General features: G+C 38.3%; 17 protein-coding genes. 8 read left to right on the forward strand and 9 right to left on the reverse strand.

What is annotated here, in order from left to right; all coding sequences use genetic code 11:
* Nucleotides 1-423: 423 nt before the first annotated feature.
* Nucleotides 424-1,785 carry a PFL family protein gene (locus MUN87_RS17915; protein ID WP_244742405.1) on the reverse strand — a complete coding sequence of 454 codons (1,362 nt, stop codon included), beginning with the start codon at nucleotides 1,783-1,785 and terminating at the stop codon, nucleotides 424-426.
* 12 nt (nucleotides 1,786-1,797) lie between these two features.
* The gene (locus MUN87_RS17920) at nucleotides 1,798-2,070 is read right to left on the reverse strand and encodes an ACT domain-containing protein (protein ID WP_244742408.1); all 273 of its coding nucleotides are present in this window, start codon (nucleotides 2,068-2,070) and stop codon (nucleotides 1,798-1,800) included.
* 117 nt (nucleotides 2,071-2,187) lie between these two features.
* On the opposite strand from MUN87_RS17920, the gene MUN87_RS17925 reads away from it, so the two are divergent.
* Both MUN87_RS17925 and gnd read left to right on the forward strand, forming a co-directional pair.
* Entirely contained in the window at nucleotides 2,188-2,919 is a 732-nt protein-coding gene (locus MUN87_RS17925; RefSeq protein ID WP_244742411.1) for a Cof-type HAD-IIB family hydrolase, read from the forward strand.
* A gap of 171 nt (nucleotides 2,920-3,090) precedes the next feature.
* A complete protein-coding gene (gene gnd / locus MUN87_RS17930) occupies nucleotides 3,091-4,512 on the forward strand; it encodes an NADP-dependent phosphogluconate dehydrogenase (RefSeq protein WP_244742414.1) in 1,422 nt (473 codons plus the stop codon).
* Between the two features lie 3,130 nt (nucleotides 4,513-7,642).
* Here the strand turns inward: gnd and istB are convergent.
* The 4 genes from istB to zwf all read right to left on the reverse strand — a co-directional run bounded on the left by istB (nucleotide 7,643) and on the right by zwf (nucleotide 13,407).
* Complete coding sequence (gene istB / locus MUN87_RS17935; protein ID WP_244742257.1) at nucleotides 7,643-8,410, reverse strand: IS21-like element helper ATPase IstB; 768 nt, start codon at nucleotides 8,408-8,410, stop codon at nucleotides 7,643-7,645.
* Complete coding sequence (istA, locus tag MUN87_RS17940) at nucleotides 8,403-9,947, reverse strand: IS21 family transposase (RefSeq protein ID WP_439649668.1); 1,545 nt, start codon at nucleotides 9,945-9,947, stop codon at nucleotides 8,403-8,405. The genes istB and istA overlap by 8 nt, the downstream gene beginning before the upstream one ends.
* Before the next feature lie 931 nt (nucleotides 9,948-10,878).
* The gene (locus tag MUN87_RS17945) at nucleotides 10,879-11,505 is read right to left on the reverse strand and encodes a cyclase family protein (RefSeq protein ID WP_244742420.1); all 627 of its coding nucleotides are present in this window, start codon (nucleotides 11,503-11,505) and stop codon (nucleotides 10,879-10,881) included.
* A 420-nt stretch (nucleotides 11,506-11,925) separates the two neighbouring features.
* Complete coding sequence (zwf, locus tag MUN87_RS17950; protein WP_244742423.1) at nucleotides 11,926-13,407, reverse strand: glucose-6-phosphate dehydrogenase; 1,482 nt, start codon at nucleotides 13,405-13,407, stop codon at nucleotides 11,926-11,928.
* Nucleotides 13,408-13,661: 254 nt separating this feature from the next.
* Here zwf and MUN87_RS17955 point away from each other — a divergent pair, with 254 nt between their 5' ends.
* The gene (locus MUN87_RS17955; RefSeq protein ID WP_244742425.1) at nucleotides 13,662-14,432 is read left to right on the forward strand and encodes a TIGR01457 family HAD-type hydrolase; all 771 of its coding nucleotides are present in this window, start codon (nucleotides 13,662-13,664) and stop codon (nucleotides 14,430-14,432) included.
* A 97-nt stretch (nucleotides 14,433-14,529) separates the two neighbouring features.
* Here MUN87_RS17955 and MUN87_RS17960 read toward each other — a convergent pair whose 3' ends face one another.
* From MUN87_RS17960 to MUN87_RS17970, 3 genes are all read right to left on the reverse strand, one after another.
* On the reverse strand, nucleotides 14,530-14,760 hold the full coding sequence (locus tag MUN87_RS17960; RefSeq protein ID WP_244742428.1) for a DUF2164 domain-containing protein: 231 nt from the start codon (nucleotides 14,758-14,760) through the stop codon (nucleotides 14,530-14,532).
* A gap of 35 nt (nucleotides 14,761-14,795) precedes the next feature.
* On the reverse strand, nucleotides 14,796-15,803 hold the full coding sequence (mreBH, locus tag MUN87_RS17965) for a rod-share determining protein MreBH (protein ID WP_244742430.1): 1,008 nt from the start codon (nucleotides 15,801-15,803) through the stop codon (nucleotides 14,796-14,798).
* 913 nt (nucleotides 15,804-16,716) lie between these two features.
* Nucleotides 16,717-16,848, reverse strand: a complete 132-nt coding sequence (locus MUN87_RS17970) for a YflJ family protein (protein WP_244720074.1) — start codon at nucleotides 16,846-16,848, stop codon at nucleotides 16,717-16,719.
* Between the two features lie 135 nt (nucleotides 16,849-16,983).
* Here MUN87_RS17970 and MUN87_RS17975 point away from each other — a divergent pair, with 135 nt between their 5' ends.
* From MUN87_RS17975 to MUN87_RS17995, 5 genes are all read left to right on the forward strand, one after another.
* Nucleotides 16,984-17,631, forward strand: a complete 648-nt coding sequence (locus tag MUN87_RS17975; RefSeq protein WP_244742433.1) for an MOSC domain-containing protein — start codon at nucleotides 16,984-16,986, stop codon at nucleotides 17,629-17,631.
* A 6-nt stretch (nucleotides 17,632-17,637) separates the two neighbouring features.
* Complete coding sequence (locus MUN87_RS17980) at nucleotides 17,638-18,009, forward strand: DnaJ family domain-containing protein (protein WP_244742436.1); 372 nt, start codon at nucleotides 17,638-17,640, stop codon at nucleotides 18,007-18,009.
* 133 nt (nucleotides 18,010-18,142) lie between these two features.
* Complete coding sequence (locus tag MUN87_RS17985) at nucleotides 18,143-19,774, forward strand: putative bifunctional diguanylate cyclase/phosphodiesterase (RefSeq protein WP_244742439.1); 1,632 nt, start codon at nucleotides 18,143-18,145, stop codon at nucleotides 19,772-19,774.
* Between the two features lie 37 nt (nucleotides 19,775-19,811).
* Nucleotides 19,812-20,288 (forward strand): low molecular weight protein-tyrosine-phosphatase, encoded by a 477-nt coding sequence (locus MUN87_RS17990; RefSeq protein ID WP_244742441.1) that lies wholly within the window; start codon nucleotides 19,812-19,814, stop codon nucleotides 20,286-20,288.
* A gap of 22 nt (nucleotides 20,289-20,310) precedes the next feature.
* Nucleotides 20,311-20,604, forward strand: coding sequence for a hypothetical protein (locus tag MUN87_RS17995; protein WP_244742443.1), 294 nt, complete (start codon nucleotides 20,311-20,313; stop codon nucleotides 20,602-20,604).
* The last annotated feature ends 12 nt before the right edge of the window (nucleotides 20,605-20,616 follow it).

A 20,616-nucleotide genomic window follows, 5' to 3' on the forward strand; every position in this document is an offset into this window, starting at 1 on the left:
AATAGCCCTGATAGGTCATCAGTATAGAACTAAAAACATATAAAATAGGAAAGATAAATTCCCAATCGGACAATTCACAACAATCCGAGCGCCTATTGTCCGAAAGAACCCTCCAACCGGACAACACCGAGTCAATATGAGTGCCTATTGTCCGATAGAAGGCTTCAACCGGACAACTCCGTGTCGATATGAGCGTCGATTGTCCGATAGAAAGCTTCAACCGGACAATCCACATCAATCCGAGTGCCAATTGTCCGATAGAACCATCTTATCCATACGAAACAATTAACTAATTAATAGAAACAGTATTATAATCGTGATAGTTTGCTAAACAAAGCTTCGTAAAACAGGATATCCACTATGCAGGCACGTCTTACATACAAAAAAAGCCTCAGCTAAATGCCAAGACTTTTCAATGAACAATTAATTAATCAATGATTGTAAGGGAGCAGGGATTCTGCCGCCTCGTTTAATAAATTTGTCAGGTGCGAACTGGTTCACGCCAATAATTGGGGCGCGTCCAAGCAAGCCGCCGAATTCTACTGTTTCGCCTTCTTCCTTACCGATGACAGGGATGACACGGACTGCGGTTGTTTTTTTATTAATCATACCAATCGCTGCTTCATCGGCAATGATGGCTGCTAGTGTTTCTGGTGATGCTTTACCTTCTAGTGCAATCATATCGAGTCCGACAGAGCAGACACACGTCATCGCTTCTAATTTAGCGAGATTTAGTGACCCATCTTCAATTCCACGGATCATGCCGTTATCTTCACTGACAGGAATGAAAGCACCACTGAGGCCACCGACATATGAACTCGCCATTGCGCCACCTTTTTTGACAGCATCATTCATCAATGCTAATGCGGCGATCGTACCGTGAGTTCCGACGCGTTCAAGACCGATTTCTTCCAAGATCTCAGCTACACTATCATTTAACGCATTTGTAGGTGCAAGTGATAAATCCATGATACCAAACGGCACATTTAAGCGATCGGCAACAACTCGTCCAATTAATTCTCCTGCACGGGTTATTTTAAATGCTGTTTTCTTAATGACTTCTGATACTTCGCCTAAGTCTGCATCGGGATAACGCTTCAAGGCATGAAGGACAACACCTGGTCCACTAACTCCGACACTTAGGACAGCTTCACCTTCACCAGCTCCGTGAAAAGCACCAGCCATAAAAGGATTATCCTCTACCGGATTACAAAAAACAACGAGCTTAGCACAGCCGATACTATTGTTATCCTTTGTTAAGGTAGCTGTTTCATGAATGACTTGCCCCATCTTGGCGACAGCATCCATATTAATACCAGTTCGAGTTGTAGCAACGGAAATCGAAGCACACACTCGTTCTGTTTTGCTTAGTGCTTCCGGCAGTGCATCCAACAACACTTGATCTCCTTTGGAAATACCTTTGTGGACTAATGCAGAGAATCCTCCAATAAAATCAACACCTAAAGTTTGTGCAGCTTTATCCAAAGTCTCTGCAAGCTCAATCGCCTGTTCTTTACTGGCATTGCCAAGGATTTCTGCAGCAGGGGAGATCGCAATACGTTTATTAATGATTGGAACACCATACTCCTTAGCAACCTGATTGGCCGTTGACTGCAGATTTTTCGCATAAGACGTGATTTTGTCATATACTTTTTGTTTTACTATTTCAAAATCATGATCTGCGCAATCACGCAGACTGATTCCCATCGTAACTGTTCGAATATCGAGGTGTTCCATCTCGACCATGCGAATCGTCTCTTGAATTTCTGTAAAAGCTATCGGCATTGTTATCCTCCTCTATACGCGGTGCATTGCCTGAAACACATCTTCAAGCTGAATATTAATATTTAATCCTAGTTCTGACTCCACCGGCTTGAATTTGTCCTGCAATGTGGCAAGATTACTTGGATCGTTGATGTCGATCAACATAATCATCGTAAAGAAATCTTGTAAAATGGTCTGGCTAATATCATGTATATTCACATTATTTTCTGATAAAATAGTGGTTACTTTCGCAATAATACCTACCTGGTCTTTACCTACTACACTAACTACTGCACGATTTTGCAATTTTGTCACCTCATTCATTAATTTCTTTTCTATTATATAGTAAGGAGAAGTTTTTGATAAATCAAATGGATTTGCTTAAAATATAAAGAGTACGTTCAGGTAGAGAGGAGCAAGCATATGAAAAAAGATATACAGCTAATTGCTTTGGATATGGATGGCACACTTCTTGATAACAACCATCAAGTGTCCGAACAAAATAAGCAAGCAATTCAACAAGCTAAGGCAAAAGGTGTAGAAGTGATTATTTCTACAGGACGACATTACCAAACGAGTGCAGACATTGCAAAAGAATTAGGTGTGCATTATCTGATTACAGTAAACGGCAGTGAGATCTGGACGATGACAGGAGAGTTAATCGCTCGTCAGACTGTTGATGCAGAGATTATTAAGAAGTTAGTAGATATCAAAGAAGAACATCAGACATGGGCTTGGCTATCTTCAACGGAAAATATTTGGAGAGGCGAGGTACCGGAGGATTTATTGGTTCATCAATGGCTTAAATTTGGTTTTGATACCGATAATCCAGAAACGAAAGAAAAAATCGTCAAAACAATTAGCAGCTGGAATGATATTGAGGTAAGTAATTCCAGTCCGACTAATATTGAGGTGAATGCCGTCGGTGTTAACAAAGCAGCAGCTATTGAAGTTGTCTGTGAGAGAATCGGAATCAATATGTCGCAAGTCATGTCAATGGGAGACAGCCTGAATGATATTAAGATGATCAAAGAAGCTGGCACTGGTGTTGCGATGGGCAATGCACAAGACGAAGTAAAACAAGCAGCAGACTGGATTACAACGACTAATAACCAGGACGGCGTCGCAAAAGCAATTGAAAAATGGGTTTTATAAAAAACTCCCTATAAATTTTCAGAAAATTCACTGATAATACTTGCAGAGCAGGTAAGTATGTAATAAGTTTATATATGGGTATTTAATTTGGATCACTACAGTAATATTCGATTTCATGATAGAATATAAGATGGAATCATACATAGTGATAGTAAAGGAGCGAAAAAACGAATGTCAAAACAACAATTTGGTGTGATAGGTCTTGCCGTAATGGGTAAAAACCTTGCTTTGAACGTAGAAAGCAGAGGTTATTCCGTAGCGGTATTTAACAGAACTTATCAGAAGACAAAAGATTTTTTAGATAACGAAGCAGCTGGCAAAAACTTTGTTGGTGCAGAAACCATCGAAGAATTTGTTAACTCATTAGAAAAGCCTCGTAAGATCATGCTAATGGTACAAGCTGGTCCTGCGACAGATGCAACGATCGCATCTTTGAAACCATTGCTTGACGAAGGCGACATCTTGATCGATGGTGGTAACACATTCTTCAAAGATACCATCCGTCGTAACGCTGAACTTGATGAATCAGGTATCCACTTTATCGGAACGGGTGTATCCGGTGGAGAAGAAGGAGCACTTAAAGGACCTTCTATCATGCCTGGTGGTCAAAAAGAAGCGTATGACAAAGTGGCGCCAATTTTTGAAGCTATTTCTGCAAAAGTGGACAATGAACCATGTGTGACATACATTGGACCAAATGGTGCTGGTCACTATGTAAAAATGGTACACAATGGTATCGAATATGGTGATATGCAGTTAATCTGTGAAGCATACTTCATTATGAAGAATGTACTTGGATTAAGTGCAGAAGAATTACATGAAGTGTTTGGTGAATGGAACAAAGGTGAACTAGATAGTTACCTAATCGAAATTACAACAGACATCTTCAAGAAGAAAGACAAAGAAACTGGTAAGCCAATGGTAGACGTAATCCTTGATACTGCTGGTCAAAAAGGTACAGGTAAATGGACAAGCCAAAGCTCATTAGACTTAGGTGTACCTTTACCAGTTATCACAGAATCTGTTTTTGCACGTTTCATTTCAGCGATGAAAGATGAGCGTGTAGCAGCAAGCAAAGTATTACAAGGCCCATCTGCTCAGGACAAGCCATATGAAGGCGACAAGGATGAGCTAATCGAAGCGATCCGTAAAGCTCTTTATATGAGTAAAATTGTTTCTTATGCACAAGGTTTTGCCCAAATGCGTGCCGCTTCTGAAGAAAATGATTGGAACTTACGCTATGGTGACATCTCCATGATCTTCCGTGGTGGTTGTATCATCCGTGCGCAGTTCTTACAAAAAATTAAAGAAGCGTATGACCGTGATCCGGCATTAGCAAACTTATTGTTAGATCCATATTTCAAAGAAATCGTAGAAAGCTATCAAACGTCACTACGTAAAGTTCTTTCTATTGCAATGGAACGTGGAATTCCAGTACCAGGCTTCGCAAGTGCATTAGCTTATTATGACAGCTATCGCACAGAAACACTTCCAGCGAACTTGTTGCAAGCACAACGTGACTACTTCGGAGCGCACACTTATCAGCGAATTGATAAAGAAGGCGTGTTCCATACAGAGTGGTTAGAAGATTAATATGAGAAAAACCTCCTGCACTTGATGCAGGAGGTTTTTTTTTGTGAACCACTCTCATTAGCGATGTAAGAAAAAGGATAGCAGTAGAGCAAGATTTGTATCGGTTAGGAAGAAAGGAACCAAAAGAGGAAAGCAGTGCCAGGGATTTGTATCGTTTAGCGAGAAAGGAACCAAAAGTGAGGAGCAGTAGCCAGAGATTTGTATCGTTTAGTGAGAAAGGAACCAAAAGTGAGGAGCAGTAACCAGAGGTTTGTATCGTTTAGTGAGAAAGGAACCAAAAGAGGGAAGCAGTAGCCAGAGATTTGTATCGTTTAGCGAGAAAGGAACCAAAAGTGAGGAGCAGTAGCCAGAGATTTGTATCGTTTAGCGAGAAAGGAACCAAAAGTGAGGAGCAGTAGCCAGAGATTTGTATCGTTTAGTGAGAAAGGAACCAAAAGAGGGAAGCAGTAACCAGAGATTTGTATCGTTTATCGAGAATATGAAGCTGGTAGTGGGCCAGAAGTATTCGTTCATTTTTATAATCAATAGAAATTGGAGTAGAGTGTCTACTTTTTGAGAAAGAAGAAACGAAGTTATTTATAGAGTATGTAAGGCATCTACGTCGGAAAGGCATGTCTCATCATGGGATTAAACGAAAGTAAACTGATAAAAGTACAAATTATGGTAAGAAATACAAATTATTTATAGTTACATGCGAGGTGTAGTTGAGGCATCCACGTTAGAAAGGCCTGCACTATCATATGGTTAAACGAAAGTAAACCGAAAATAGTACGGATTATGGTAAAAAATGCAAATTGTTTTATAGCTGTAGGTGAGATGAGATGGAGGCATCTACGTTGGCAAGGTTTGTCTTATCATAGGAATAAACGAAAGTAAACCGAAAATAGTACGTATTATGGTAAAAAAATACAAATGATTATATAGCTGTATGTGAGATGCGGTGGAGGCATCTGCGCCGGCAAGGCCTGCCTTATCATGGGATTAAGCGAAAGTAAACTGATAATAGTACGTATTATGGTAAAAAATACAAATTACTTTATAGCTATATGTGAGATGTGGTGGAGGCATCTACGCCGGAAAGACCTGACTTATCATAGGAATAAACAGAAATAAACCGAAAATAGTACGGATTATGGTAAAAAAATACAAATTATTTATAACTATATGCGAGATGAGATGGAGGCATCTACGTTGGAAAGGTTTGTCATATCATATGAATAAACGAAAGTAAACCGATTATAATGCGGATTATAGTAAAATATGTAAATTGTTTTGTGGCTGTATGTCAGATGGGTTTTATGGTGAAGAGAGAGAATCGATCAAAAAAGTCCTAAATCGTTTAACGAGAAAGGAACCAAAAGGGAGGAGCAGTAACCAGAGATTTGTATCGTTTATCGAGAATATGAAGCTGGTAGTGGGCCAGAAGTATTCGTTCATTTTATAATCAATAGAAATTGGAGTAGAGTGTCTACTTTTTGAGAAAGAAGAAACGAAGTTATTTATAGAGTATGTAAGGCATCTACGTCGGAAAGACATGTCTCATCATGGGATTAAACGAAAGTAAACTGATAAAAGTACAAATTATGGTAAGAAATACAAATCATTTATAGTTACATGCGAGGTGTAGTTGGGGCATCCACGTTAGAAAGGCCTGCACTATCATATGGTTAAACGAAAGTAAACCGATTATAGTACGTATTATGGTAAAAAACGGAAATCATTTTATAACTGTATGCGTGATGCGTCTGAGGTATCTACGCCAGAAAAGCCTGTCTTATCATGGCATTAAACGAAAGTAAACCGATTATAATACGAATTATAGTAAAATATGTAAATTATTTTGTGACTTTATATGAGATGGGTTTTATGGTGAAGAGAGATTCGATCAAAAAAAGTTCTGAATCGTTTAACTAGAAAGGAACCAAAAGGGGGAAGAGTGACCAGAGATTTGTATCGTTTATCGAGAATGGGAAGCTGATAGTGGGCCGGAAGCATTCGTTCATTTTTATAATCAATAGAAATTGGAGTAAAGTGTCTACTTTTTAAAGAAAAAAAGAAACGAAGCTATTGATAGAGTATGTGAGGCATCTACGTCGGCAAGGTCTGTCATATCATGGGATTAAACGAAAGTAAACCGATAATAGTACGGATTATGGTAAAAAAATACAAATTATTTTATAGCTGCAGGTGAGATGTGGTGAGCCATCTACATTGGAAAGGTTTGCCATATCATAGGAATAAACGAAAGTAAACCGATAATAGTACGGATTATGGTAAAAAAATACAAATTATTTTATAGCTGCAGGTGAGATGTGGTGAGCCATCTACATTGGAAAGGTTTGCCATATCATAGGAATAAACGAAAGTAAACCGATAATAGTATGTATTATGGTAAAAAAATGCAAATTGTTTTATAACTGTATGTGAGATCCGGTGGAGGCACCAACGCTGGAAAGGCCTGTCATATCATAGGAATAAACGTATGTAAACCGAAAATAGTACGGATTATGGTAAAAAATACAAATTACTTTTATAGCTGTATGTGAGATCCGGTGGAGGCACCAACGTTGGAAAAGGTTTGTCATATCATAGGAATAAACGGAAGTAAACCGAAAATAGTACGTATTATGGTAAAAAATGTAAATTGTTTTATAACTGTATGTGAGATGCAGTGGAGGCACCAACGCTGGAAAGGCCTGTCATATCATAGGAATAAACGAAAGTAAACTGATAATAGTACGGATTATGGTAAAAAATGAAAATTACTTTATAGCTGTAGGTGAGATGCGATGGAGGTATCCACTTCGGAAAGGTTTGTCTTACCATAGGAATAAATGGAAGTAAACCGATTATAATACGAATTATAGTAAAATATGTAAATTGTATTGTGGTTGTATGTCAGGTGGGTTTTATGGTGAAGAGAGAGAATCGATCAAAAAAGTCCTGAATCGTTTAACGAGAAAGGAAACAAAAGGGAGGAGCAGTAGCCAGAGATTTGTATCGTTTATCGAGAATGGGAAGCTGATAGTGGGCCAGAAGCATTCGTTCATTTTTATAATCAATAGAATTTAGAGTAAAGTGTATACTTTTTAAATGTATTTCGCAAGTGAAAAGTGAGCCAAATCGCAATTTAAATTTGAGCCACTTCCTCAGCACTTGTTTTTAGCCAATCCTCCGTTTCTTTCATTCTGAAAGAAGGCCCATTCATGTTTAACACATGTGATTTGTGTGTTAAACGGTCTGTTAATGCGGCAGTAAGTACTGGATCGTGGAAAATCTCCTGCCATTTTAGAAATGACAGGTTGCTTGTAATAATGGTTGATTTCCTTCCTGCTCTTAACGATAGGTGAGAAAATAATAATTCTGCACCTTCTTTGTCAAATGAGATATAACCTAATTCATCGAGAACAACCAAATCATATTTTTCAAATTTCAATTCAAATGATCGCAGTGTTCTCTCCGAACGATGTTCCTTAAGCTGGTTAATTAACGAGGGTACCGTCGCAAAAAACACTCTATATCCAGCTAAGCATGCTTCCATACCTAATCCTATGGCAATATGTGACTTACCTGTACCTGGTGATCCTGTAAGAATGACATTTTGTCCTTCCGTAATAAAATCCAAAGTTTTTAGAAACGGTAATTTTTGTTTTGCTTGACTTGGCAATGCCTCTACGATTAATTCTTCTAATAGCTTTTTCTGCGGGAAATTAGCTGCACGGATTCTGTTTTGCTTTGCGCGTACTAACCGATCACTTTTCTCCTGTAAAAGAACTTGCAATAAAACTTCATAGGCTTGTTTTGGATTTTGAAAATCTGTTTCCTCCTGTACCATTTTCCGAATGCTTGGTAAACGTAATTCTTTACATATCTCTACAATTTGCTGCTTTTTATCCATATTTAGTTACTCCTTCATCTATTTGCTTAAACATATTGGCATAGGCTCTCATATTGTTTTCTGATTGATACATCGTTTCATCAGGGTTATATACTTGGACTCCTTCAGGAGTAGATTGTTCACAAATGAATAAAATTCTTTCCGTATTTACATATCCTGTTCGTATAGAATTTAATTCTTCCACCGCCTTTAAGACCCTGTCTAAGTTGTTATTTTCTTTAATATAGAGGAGTAACTCTATGAATTCTTTTTCTTTTCCGATATAATGATGGTTGTATATATTTTTTATTTGTGTTGGTGCCTGCTTAAAGCTTTGACTTTGAGTGATGGCACCTTTTTTCTTTTGAAATGTTTTTAAATAATGGTAGATATTCATCTCCCATTGATGTAACCCCCAATTTCGTGGATGTTCTGCCACTAGCTCTCCTTCTACAAATAATTTGATTTCCTCTGCTCCTACCTTTGCTTTAAGGTATTTTCCTACATGTCCTTCTGGAACAGAATAATGATTTTGTTTAATAACTACTGTACTATACTTATCCACTCGACATTCAACCAGATCAGCAACGTCAAATGGGGTAATCACTGCGAGTTTTGATACAGACTTTTCCTTTTCCATTAAAATCACGTGCTTTTCTTTATGTTCATGATGATGTCGCCCATTTATTCTTTGTAATGATCTAGAAAGATGGTCTTCAGCCTCTCTTAAACTCGTAAAAGAGTATTTCGATGAAAAGGCTTTTCGCCTTATAAACTCTACACTTCGCTCCACGTGTCCCTTCTGGTTACCTTTTCTTGGTTCACAGAGACGAATTTTAAATTGATAATAGTTAGATAGATGAATCATGCTATCCGTAATGGCCCTCTCTGTTCCAATAAATGATTTCACAACGGTTCGCATATTGTCATAGGTAAATACCGAAGGTATAAAACCAACATGATCGATAAATTTCGTATGAACATCTAACACGCAAACTTGTGACTCAGATTGATATAGCCTCGCAAATCGATAATTACTATGTGCTAACGTAAACACTGCAAGTGAAAAACTTCTAATCTTCCCATCTATCTCTAGCTTTACTTCCCCCCAGTCAAATTCAACTTCATATCCTGGTTCACAATACCGTCTGATGAAAACTTCCTTTGTTTTTGCTGCTTCCTCATTAACAAAGTTCCTAACAGTTGTATAACTAATGGGATACCCAGCATCTATTAGGCTCTCGTGCATATCTATTATTTTCATTTGCTGTTTATTCATATAGTGATTTCTTTTCCACTCATTATCCTTTATGTAGCCTCTAAGAATATTTTTAATTTCCTCTGTTAATACTCTCTTTTTACCCGTTCTCTTTTTATAAGCAGGGGGCTTTACAATATCTTCTGTAATCGGTAGATTACGAACATCATTCTTCCTACTTTTCTCAAATTCTTTTATATACTTACTGACAGTATTCCTTGCCTTCTTTGTTTCCTTAGCAATCTTTCTCTCACTCATTCCCTCCAAATATAATTGTATGATGGTCTGTTTCTCGCTCAACATAATCACTCCTGATGCTTCCCCCTAATATGTCATTAGGGTTATTTTCTATCAAAGTGGCTCAGTTTTCAATTGCTATAGTGGCTCACTTTTAAGTTACCATATACATTTAAAGAAAAAAAGAAACGAAGCTATTGATAGAGTATGTGAGGCATCTACGTCGGCAAGGTCTGTCATATCATGGGATTAAACGAAAGTAAACCGATAATAGTACGGATTATGGTAAAAAATACAAATTGTTTTATAACTGTATGTGAGATCCGGTGGAGGCACCAACGCTGGAGAGGCCTGTCATATCATAGGAATAAACGGAAGTAAACCGATTATAATACGAATTATAGTAAAATATGTAAATTGTTTTGTGGCTGTATGTCAGATGGGTTTTATGGTGAAGAGAGAGAATCGATCAAAAAAAAATCGTTTAACGAGAAAGGAACCAAAAGGGAGGAGCAGTAGCCAGAGATTTGTATCGTTTATCGAGAATGGGAAGCTGGTAGTGGGTCGGAAGCATTCATTCATTTTTATAATCAATTGAAGTTGGAGTAAAGTGTCTACTTTTTAGAGAACAAAAGAAACGAAGCTATTGATAGAGTGTGTGAAGCATCTACGTCGGGAAGGTCTGTCCCGTCACGGGATTAACCGAAAGTAAACCGATAATAGTACGTATTATGGTAAAAAATGCAAATTACTTTATAGCTGTATGTGAGATGCGGTTAATGGTCAAGAAAGGGAGATATTCTCGTTTAACGAAAAAGGGAGCAAAAATTAAGGAGCAGCAGTCAATGATTTGTCTCGTTAAAAAAAAGAAGTTTTTTAGGGGTGGTTATGCAAAGCGGGTTTATGCCTGACTTATCACGGACGATAACTTCCTGATAAGTTTCGCTAGCAATCAGTGGGGGTCAAAAAAACCCTCACTGATTGAACTTTCACTTTATAACAATGTTTGATCAAATAATAGGACGCGTGCTGGAGCGGCTTCAGTTCCAATTAGTTTTAATGGTGCAGCGACCATGAAGTAATTGCCGGGTGCTATTTCCTTTAACCGTAACCCTTCGATAATAATAATGTCATTTCCAAACAGATTGCGATGAGTAGGGTTACCTTCTTGGCTGCGTTCGATACCTAGTGTGTCGATGCCGACGCCTTCAATCTCTTTCTCAATTAAGTAATTCGCCGCATCTTCGGTTAAATAAATAAACGCATAGTCAAAATGGTCAGATGAATGGTCGGAGTTCTTGGTTTTCAATAAAAGGAAATCATTCTTCTCAATCGTATGCGCTTCCAAATCATCGCGTGTTATACCATCTTCTGCTGTTTCTAAATGAAGTACTTTTACGTCACGTACCAGCCGTTCCAAAGAAATCGATTCAAAGGTATCTGCGTCATTGATCATATGCAAGGGAGCATCGATATGTGTACCGGTATGTGCATTTAATGTAAGTGTTGTATCCGTGACATGTCCGAACGTTTTTGTATCGAATTTTGGTTTTTTACTTTCAATATCCTCCCATACCTGTATCGTTGGCTTGATCTCCATTGATATATCATAACATTTCATTATTTCTCATCTCCTCATTTACATATCATTTGGGATATATCATTTAAAATTTAGTTGCTATCAAAATTTTAACATTATACTTTTGATATCGCTATCATCAACTATACTAACTGTTATGTTTTTCTAGGTTTCACATTCGATCACAAGAGCAAAGTAACGCGAAGCTAATGACTGAAAGCGTGCCAAATTCAATCACAAGAGCGAAGTAAAGCGAGTCTAATGACCGAAAGCGTGTCACATTTGATCACAAAAACAATCCAGAGCGAGTCTAACGAACGAAAGCGGAAAACATTCGATCACAAGATCATTCCAGAGACGGGCTAATAAACGAAACAGAGGCAACTATACATACAAACGGCATCAGTTCCGACATATAAAAAAGCAATCAATCAACCGCAGTTGACTGATTGCTTTTTTGCTTTATTCTGGTGTAACGTCCCACCATTCTAAGCCGTCTTGGAGTAGTAATTGATCTGCTTCTTTCGGTCCGTTGCTTCCAGATTCATAATTAGGGAAGTCGGCCTTGGATTTAGACCATGCATTGGCAATGTTATCTACAAACTTCCAAGTTAATGCTACTTCATCCCAATGGGTAAAGTTCGTTGAATCACCGCGCATACAGTCATGTAATAGAATTTCGTATGCTTCTGGTGTATTCATTTTGTCATCTGAGTTATTATCATAGCTCAACGTGATCGGTGTAGATGATGCGTTATAGTCACCTTTTTTTGCATTCACGTGTAAGGTAATTCCTTCGTGAGGTTGTACGTGAATAACTAATAAATTTGATTTTGTTTCGTGTTCTTTTCCGTAATAAAGATTCATAGGTAAATCTTTAAATTCTACCACAATCTCCGTTGATTTCTGTTTCATTCGTTTACCAGTTCGAATGTAGAACGGCACACCTGCCCAGCGGAAGTTATCAATCATTAACTTCGCTGCGACAAACGTATCTGTATTAGATTCAGGGTCTACGCCGTTACCTTCACGGTAAGCAGGTAGCTCCTCACCATTCACGATGCCTTTATCATATTGTCCGCGAACGAAATATTTATCGACTTCATCCTCGTTAATCACACGTAAAGCACGTAATGCCTTTACTTTCTCGCTGCGAATTTCTTCTGGTGTTAACTTAATTGGCGGATCCATTGCAATCAGGGCAAGCATTTGAAGCATGTGATTCTGTACCATGTCTTTCAATGCGCCTGCACCATCGTAATAGCGACCACGCTCTTCTACACCTAAAATCTCACTCGATGTAATTTGGATGTTGGAAATGTATTGATTGTTCCAAAGTGGTTCAAATAATGCATTCGCAAAACGGATTACTTCAATGTTCTGAACCATTTCCTTACCAAGATAGTGATCAATACGATAAATTTGATCTTCGGTAAATGCTTCGCGAATTTGGTCATTCAATTCTTTCGCAGACTCATAATCATGTCCGAAAGGCTTCTCAATAACGAGGCGAGTCCATCCTTCAGTAGTAGTTAGTCCTTCTGATTTCAGGTTAGCTGCCAATGTTCCGAAGAAGTTAGGAGCCATGGAGAAGTAAAATAATCGATTCCCATCTGTTTTATATTTTCCATCGAGCTCTTGAATAAGATGTTCTAATTTCTCGTAATGCTCTAAGTCTTGAATATCAAATGGGTTGTAATGGAAATGACTTGCAAATTCATCTGGATCGATGTTTGCGTCGTCGAAACCACTGATTGATTCTTTTACATTATTACGAAAGTCTTCATTAGTAAGGGGTCTTCTTGCAACACCTATTACTGCGAAGTTATCAGATAACTTTCCGTTACGATAAAGTCTGTAAATGGAAGGGTAAAGCTTTCTGTTTGCTAAATCCCCTGTTGCGCCAAAAATCACAATTACTGCTTTTGGGTTATTCGTTGTCATGAACCTAAACTACCTTTCTACTTGTTTATTTCCGAAATATACGCACATGTTTTTCGATATGCTATAATCATGTAATAAATTCCGTTTAAGATAATACTTTTCTATTTTATCATGTGGAATACTTCTTTAAAATTATTTGACATGATAACATACAAATATGTACAAAATTTGTACAGTCATAAATATATACTATCATTTATTGTGAAAATAACAAATGAAATACATGGAATTTTCAAAAAATTTAGGGGGATATCATGAAGAACTATCAAGGATTTTTAATTGATTTAGATGGAACGGTTTATAAAGGAACAGAGAAGATTACAGAAGCGATTGATTTTGTCAAAGAATTACATCGCAAAGGTCTTCCTTACTTGTTTCTTACGAATAATTCGACTAAACATCCGAGTGATGTAGCAAATAAATTAACAGACATGGGAGTACCTTGTGAAACAGAGCATGTTTTTACTACCAGTATGGCTACAGCCAGTTATATTAAAGAACAGCAGGCTGATGCCAAGGTTTGTGCAATTGGTGAAGAAGGCTTGCACATGGCATTGAATGACTGTGGATTAGTGCAAGTGGATGAGCAGGCAGATTATGTTGTTATGGGCCTTGATCGTGAAATCAGCTATGAAAAATTGGCAAAAGGTGCATTAAATATTCGTGCTGGCGCTAAATTCGTAGCAACAAATGGTGATGTCGCTTTACCCACAGAGCGCGGTTTTCTGCCGGGAGCTGGTTCGTTAATTTCTGTTCTTTCAGTAACAACAGGCGTGGAGCCGAAATTTATCGGGAAGCCGGAATCCATTATTGTAGAGCAGGCTCTTGAAGTATTAGGCACTTCAAAAGAAGATACCTTGATGATCGGTGATAATTATGCAACAGATATCCTTGCCGGTATTAATGCGGGCATAGATTCATTATTGGTGCATACCGGAGTTACAACACCTGAAGATTTGAAAACAATTGAGAAGCAGCCAACGTATACAATTTCCAGCTTGTCCGAATGGATCTTCGCCGAATAAGAAAATACGTGAAAGTCAACATAAGAATATACAACTATATATATAAAAGAGCCAGCTCTTCACAACAATGAGAGTTGGCTCTTTTAATATATACGGATCAGTCCATTTTCTCTAATTCGAATAAATCTTCTACTTTTTCACTGACAAACTGATGTGCATCACGAATTCCTTGGTTATAGAAAGTAGGCGCTAATTTTTCCATGAAAAAATCAAGAAGAAAACCAGCTTCTATATTACCGATTTCTTCTTGCTTTTCACGTAAATAATAGTCCTGAATTGCGACTATCATCTGATCTTTTGTTTCTTTCGTTAATGTAAATGCATGCATGGAAAAACTCCTCTCGTTTTTCCAAAGTGTATCATTTATTTTGCCGCTTTTTGTAGTTTTTGAATCATTTTTAATGAACGGCCTGTCCCAACAGCAACGGATTCCAATGGATTTGACGCAAGGTGAACTGGTACGTGTACCTCATTAGATAACCAGCCTTGCATACCTTTTAGCAAGGCACCGCCACCTGTAATGGTAATTCCCTGATCAACAATATCACCACTTAATTCTGGAGGACAGCTTTCAAGTGTTTCAGTTATCGCATGTAATAAAGATTCCAGTACTTCATTAATCGCCATGTGCACTTCTTTCGAGGAAATCATAATTACTTTTGGTAAACCTGTCACGAGATCTCGACCTCTGACTTCCATTTGTTCTTCGGTATGAGAAGGGATCGCATTACCGATTTCAATCTTAATTTTTTCTGCGGAACTTTCCCCGATCAGGACATTGTATTGACGTTTGACATATTGAATGATCTCTTCATCCATATGATCACCACCGACACGTACGGAACGACTGGCAACAACACCGCCAAAGGATATAATACCTACTTCACTTGTACCACCACCGATATCAACAATCATGCTTGCCTGTGGCTCCGAAACAGGTAGATCAGCTCCAATAGCTGCTGCTACCGGCTCCTCGATTAAATGTACTTCTTTAGCGCCGAAGCTTTTGACAGCATTATCAATCGCTCTTCGTTCGACAGCGGTACTGCCAGAAGGTGTACACACAACAACACTAGGCTTTCGCATGGATACACCAGCTCGTTTGCTTACTTTTTTCAAGAAAGCCTTTAACATTTGAGTCGTCATATCAAAGTCTGCAATAACGCCATCCTTCAACGGACGAATTGGTACAATATTTCGTGGTGTTTTACCAATCATATTCTTCGCTTCATTACCGACAGCAACTACCTGGTTCGTCTTCGTATCAACCGCGACAACGGATGGCTCGTTTAAAATAATTCCTTTGTTTTTTGTATATATAAGAATATTCGCAGTTCCTAAATCAATTCCAATTTCTGTATTTGAAAACATGGTGCTATACCTCCAATAAGTTAAATCTTCTTATTTATAGTTATTCTGTTTAATGTGTAGAATTATGACGGTAGATGTCTGGTAGATTTTATTTTGATTAAAAAGGGCTATTTGGGAAGAATAAAGAAAAACCGGCCATAACCCGCCCGGTCCTAATTGACTTAATCAATAAACAACTTTCCATAATATGAATTATGTCAACTAGCCAACGTAAGCCAAGCAGCCATATTGAGATTATTTAATGTGCTGGGATACCGCTTCGGCCAACCACTCCGCGTCCTGCGGGGCACGGCTGAAGCTAGGCTACTACACGAATCACTTCTCTGCTGCCTTGCACCGAGGAAGCCTACTTCGAAGCGTTACTAGAAGACGCAGGTGCAGACGTTGTGGATCTTCAGCGCCTGCATAATCCCGCGGGAGTCTCCGTGGTTGGCCTACGCTAAAATTGGGACTCTACAATTTTTGTAAGAGCTAGCATATTGATCGTATGCATATATAATAGCTATTGAAAAATGTCTAGAACCACTGATTTTTGCTGTTACAACCGTTGTAGCACTTTCCTTAAGCGTAGGAAATAGGCGGAGACTCCCGTGGAATCAGCCGTGCCCACAGGACGCGGAGCCTATTTCCGGAGCTTTGCTAAGTAGATAAAATATATCAAAAGGATCATTCTGCAATACAGCCTTTGTTAACATAATCTATATTATAGGAACTCCAATCATGTTCAATATGATTACTGCTGTGACCAGACTTCTATACTTTCTTTACTGATAAAGAAAAACTCGGCATTCGCCTCAGTTTAGCAAGTACCGTCTTTTTTCCTATGCATGGTACAACTTAAGTAGCTACTTCCTTGCTTTCCTAATGTGCAAAAAAAAAAGCAGGCCGAAGTTATCGACCTGCTTCTTGCGATCTATTGTTCTTTTTCTTCTAAAAGATTTGCCAGAACATGTGCTTTATATTTTTCGATTTTTCTTCCTTCAATATGGCGTACGCCTTTTTGTTTTAGCTGTTCTACGTACCAGCCTTTGCTACCTACATGCATTGCTACACACTCCTTACCAATCATTTTGCACTCGCCATTCTAACATCTCCATAACCAAATGAAAAGGGGTAATTGTTAATTCTTTCGATCAAATTCTGTATAATGGAAATAAGCTAGAAAGAGGGGGATTTTCTGATGGAATATCCAATTGTTTCATTGAATGTTGGAAAGCCACAAACTCAAGTTTTTGATGGTGTGTCGTTAGTAACAGGCTTTAAAAAAACACCAATACATGAACGTGATTATTTAACGATGACTGGATTTGAACAAGATGGACAAGCAGATTTAAAAAATCACGGTGGACCAGAAAAAGCATTGCTTATGTATCCGCAAAAGCACTATGCTTTTTGGAAAGAGACCTATAAGCGTACATTTGACTATCCGTCCTTCGGTGAGAATATTACGATTGACGGTTTAACGGAGAAGGATCTGTATATTGGGGACATTTTTCAGCTTGGACAAGCTGAAATCCAATGTTCACAACCTCGACAGCCATGCTTTAAGATCGCCAAAACACACGGAATTCCTGAAATGCCAAAGCTGGTAACGGAAACAGGGTTTAGTGGCTATTATTTTCGCGTAATAAAAGAAGGCTACGTTAGTCCGGATGATATATTAACGAAATTGGAAGAAGATGAGGATAAAGTCACGCCTTTCGAAATCTTCGACTGTCTGTTTCATGATCGAAAAAATACAGAGAGAATGGAACGATATTTATCTGTACAAATGCTTGCCCCAAACGTGAAGAACAGTTTTAGAAAACGAATAGAAAAGATAGGGTGACCTGCGATGGATATGTTTAGTCGTCTTGCAGAGGACAAGATTAAGAAAGCAATCAGTGATGGCAATTTTAATCATATAGCAGGGAAGGGCAAACCATTAAAAAAGGACTCACTTGCAGATGTACCAGAAGACTTGCGTATGAGCTACCGGATCATGAAAAACAGCGGCCATCTACCAGAAGAAGTACAGCTTAATAAAGAAATTGCTTCTTTACGTGATTTACTCAAGCTCTGTACAGAAGACGAAGAAAAAGAGCGTCTGGAAAATCGTATTATCGAAAAAGAAATTCAATTTCAGCTGTTACTGGACAAAAGAAAATTGAACCAGTCACCAGCATATAATCGATATAAAAGTAAAATTCATAATCGCCTTTTTTAATACAAATATGAAACCACAGCAATCGCTAAATATGAACAAATGCCAAGTTTTTCTATAAAAAACCGGAAAGTCTTTTTATATTTTCTCATTTTCACGTATAATTATAAAAAACAACTACATACAGGTGAAGAATATGACTATTGATCATTACAAGCAAGTGGATGGTGAGGTTTGGAGACATACACTTGATCATCATGCGAATATGGTTTTTGTCATCGATAACGACAAAAACAAGCCCTACTGCTCATTCGTTGCGGGGCGATTAAGTGTGGAACTCGGGTTGTCACAGAATGACGTGAATAAGGAGATTCTTTCGGCATTTTCTGCTGAAATAAAGAACGCGATGAATGGTAGAGAACTGAAGTTCCGTTATCATTTCAAGCAATTTTGTTTATGCATTTATCTCTCACCGGTATTTCACAATCAACAGGTTATTAAACTGGTTGGCACCGTAATGGATATCACACCCTATGAAAACGCCGAGAAAACCATCGAATATATGGCTACGCATGACAAGCTGACTAAGCTTCCGAATCGTTATAAACTGTTTGAAGACCTGAGTATCGACCATCAGGATAAGGCAAAAGCTGTCTTTCGTTGTGATTTGGATAGGCTGAAGAATGTGAACGATACGTTTGGACAGGAAGCTGGTGATGAGGCGATCTGTAAATTGTCGGAGCGGTTGCGCAATCTGACACCAGAGTATGGTTCCTTATACCGGTTGAATGGGGATGAATTTGTTCTGATCGTGGAACGTGGGAAGATAAATGTACATAGGTTTGCAGCAAATATCTTATCGGAGATTCAAAAGCCGATCATTATGAAGAAACAGGATTTTTATATGACATGTACAATCGGTGTCAGTTATCTGGATGATAGTACAGCATCTGTTGAAGCTTGCATTGATCGTGCAGGTGTAGCAGTGCACCACGGCAAAGTTAATGGTGGCAACAGAGTGTATGAATATACAGAACAGCTTAGTAAGCAATATAACGAGCTTTTATTAATGGCTTCTGACATACGCAAAGCTTTTCAATACAATGAATTCACGCTTTCTTATCAACCTAAAGTCGATGTCGGTACCGATGCGATTGTGGGGGTAGAGGCTTTGATTCGCTGGGAACATGGAAAAAAAGGAAAGATTCCACCATCCGTTTTCATTCCAATCGCTGAAGAAATCGGTATGATCGATCAGATTGGTGAATGGGTATTACGTAAAGCGTGTCAGCAGTTTGTAGAATGGAAGAACGCTGGAACGAGTCCAGTAATGATCGCCGTTAATATTTCTGCAGTGGAATTACAGCAACCAGAATTCTTGCCGAGAGTAAAGAATATCATCGAAGAAACAGGCATGGACCCGGATTATCTTGAAATTGAAATCACCGAGAATAGTGTGATGCAGAATACGGAAGCATGTATTCAAAAAATGAATGAATTGCGAAAAATGGGGGTATCGTTATCTATTGATGATTTTGGAACCGGTTATTCGTCGATGGGCTATTTACAGAAATTCCCGATAAATTATTTGAAGATTGATCAATCGTTCATTAAAGAGCTGTTTCTTGAGACTGGCAGTGCTGAGATTATTAAAGCGATGATTCAACTCGGCCACACCTTTGGTCTGAAAGTAGTGGCAGAAGGTGTAGAAGGGGAGCAAATTCTCTCCTTTATTAAAGATGAAAAATGCGATTATTATCAAGGATATCTGTACAGTAAACCGCTAGAGGCGGAGTTGATTGAAGCGAAATTACTGTCAATATCATAAAAAAACAGGATTATAAAGATAGAAGAGGTGGTATCATATGATTAAAGTGTTATTTATTTGTTTAGGAAATATTTGCCGTTCTCCGATGGCGGAGGCTGTTTTTCGTCATATTGCAGAGGAGAAAGGGTTAAAGGATCGCTTCGTGATTGATTCGGCAGGAGTTGGAGATTGGCATATTGGTGAAGCTCCTCACAAAGGCACGAGAGCAAAGCTGGATGAGATGAAGATCTCTTATGAAGGTCAACTTGCACGACAGATTAGCGCAAATGACTTTAGCGAATTTGATTACGTCATTGCCATGGATCAGCAGAACATGGATGATCTCGCCAGTATCACAACAGATGCTGATGTAGTAGTCAAAAAATTAATGGACTTTGTTGCTCAGCCAAAAGAACAAAACGTTCCTGATCCATATTTCACGAAGAATTTTGACTATACATATGAATTAGTCAAAGAGGGCTGTCACCAATTATTGAACTACATCATTGCAGAACATGATGTTCGAGCAAAATAAGCGAAAGAAGGGTTGAGAGGTTATGGGAAAAAATACTTTAGTAAGAGGAATCGCAGCAGGTGCGATCATTGGCGGATTGATATCGTTATTGGATCGTGATACAAGAGGTTATGTTGGAAATAAAATAAAAAGCTGCAGCGATAAAACATCCTTTTATGTAAAAAATCCGGCAGATGCTATGCATCAGTTGAATACACAATATACCCACTATTCAAAGCAATTTTCTGCTAATTTAACCTCTGCGTTACATATGCTGGACCAAATTAGAGAAATTGCTGATAAAGTTGATCTTGAGCAACGGGATAAAAATGAATAATAGTCTTTCTCG

The sequence above is a fragment of the Gracilibacillus salinarum genome (assembly GCF_022919575.1).
GTDB classification, from domain to species: Bacteria; Bacillota; Bacilli; order Bacillales; family Amphibacillaceae; genus Gracilibacillus; species Gracilibacillus salinarum.

Bases quoted from the DNA above. Each gene is read 5' to 3' on its own strand.
- MUN87_RS17925 (WP_244742411.1), top strand. From the start codon at position 2,188: ATGAAAAAAGATATACAGCTAATTGCTTTGGATATGGATGGCACACTT.
- MUN87_RS17995 (WP_244742443.1), top strand. From the start codon at position 20,311: ATGGGAAAAAATACTTTAGTAAGAGGAATCGCAGCAGGTGCGATCATT.
- MUN87_RS17915 (WP_244742405.1), bottom strand. From the start codon at position 1,785: ATGCCGATAGCTTTTACAGAAATTCAAGAGACGATTCGCATGGTCGAG.
- MUN87_RS17955 (WP_244742425.1), top strand. From the start codon at position 13,662: ATGAAGAACTATCAAGGATTTTTAATTGATTTAGATGGAACGGTTTAT.
- zwf (WP_244742423.1), bottom strand. From the start codon at position 13,407: ATGACAACGAATAACCCAAAAGCAGTAATTGTGATTTTTGGCGCAACA.
- MUN87_RS17975 (WP_244742433.1), top strand. From the start codon at position 16,984: ATGGAATATCCAATTGTTTCATTGAATGTTGGAAAGCCACAAACTCAA.
- mreBH (WP_244742430.1), bottom strand. From the start codon at position 15,803: ATGTTTTCAAATACAGAAATTGGAATTGATTTAGGAACTGCGAATATT.
- MUN87_RS17990 (WP_244742441.1), top strand. From the start codon at position 19,812: ATGATTAAAGTGTTATTTATTTGTTTAGGAAATATTTGCCGTTCTCCG.
- MUN87_RS17945 (WP_244742420.1), bottom strand. From the start codon at position 11,505: ATGAAATGTTATGATATATCAATGGAGATCAAGCCAACGATACAGGTA.
- istB (WP_244742257.1), bottom strand. From the start codon at position 8,410: ATGGATAAAAAGCAGCAAATTGTAGAGATATGTAAAGAATTACGTTTA.
- MUN87_RS17980 (WP_244742436.1), top strand. From the start codon at position 17,638: ATGGATATGTTTAGTCGTCTTGCAGAGGACAAGATTAAGAAAGCAATC.
- MUN87_RS17970 (WP_244720074.1), bottom strand. From the start codon at position 16,848: ATGCATGTAGGTAGCAAAGGCTGGTACGTAGAACAGCTAAAACAAAAA.
- gnd (WP_244742414.1), top strand. From the start codon at position 3,091: ATGTCAAAACAACAATTTGGTGTGATAGGTCTTGCCGTAATGGGTAAA.
- MUN87_RS17960 (WP_244742428.1), bottom strand. From the start codon at position 14,760: ATGCATGCATTTACATTAACGAAAGAAACAAAAGATCAGATGATAGTC.
- MUN87_RS17985 (WP_244742439.1), top strand. From the start codon at position 18,143: ATGACTATTGATCATTACAAGCAAGTGGATGGTGAGGTTTGGAGACAT.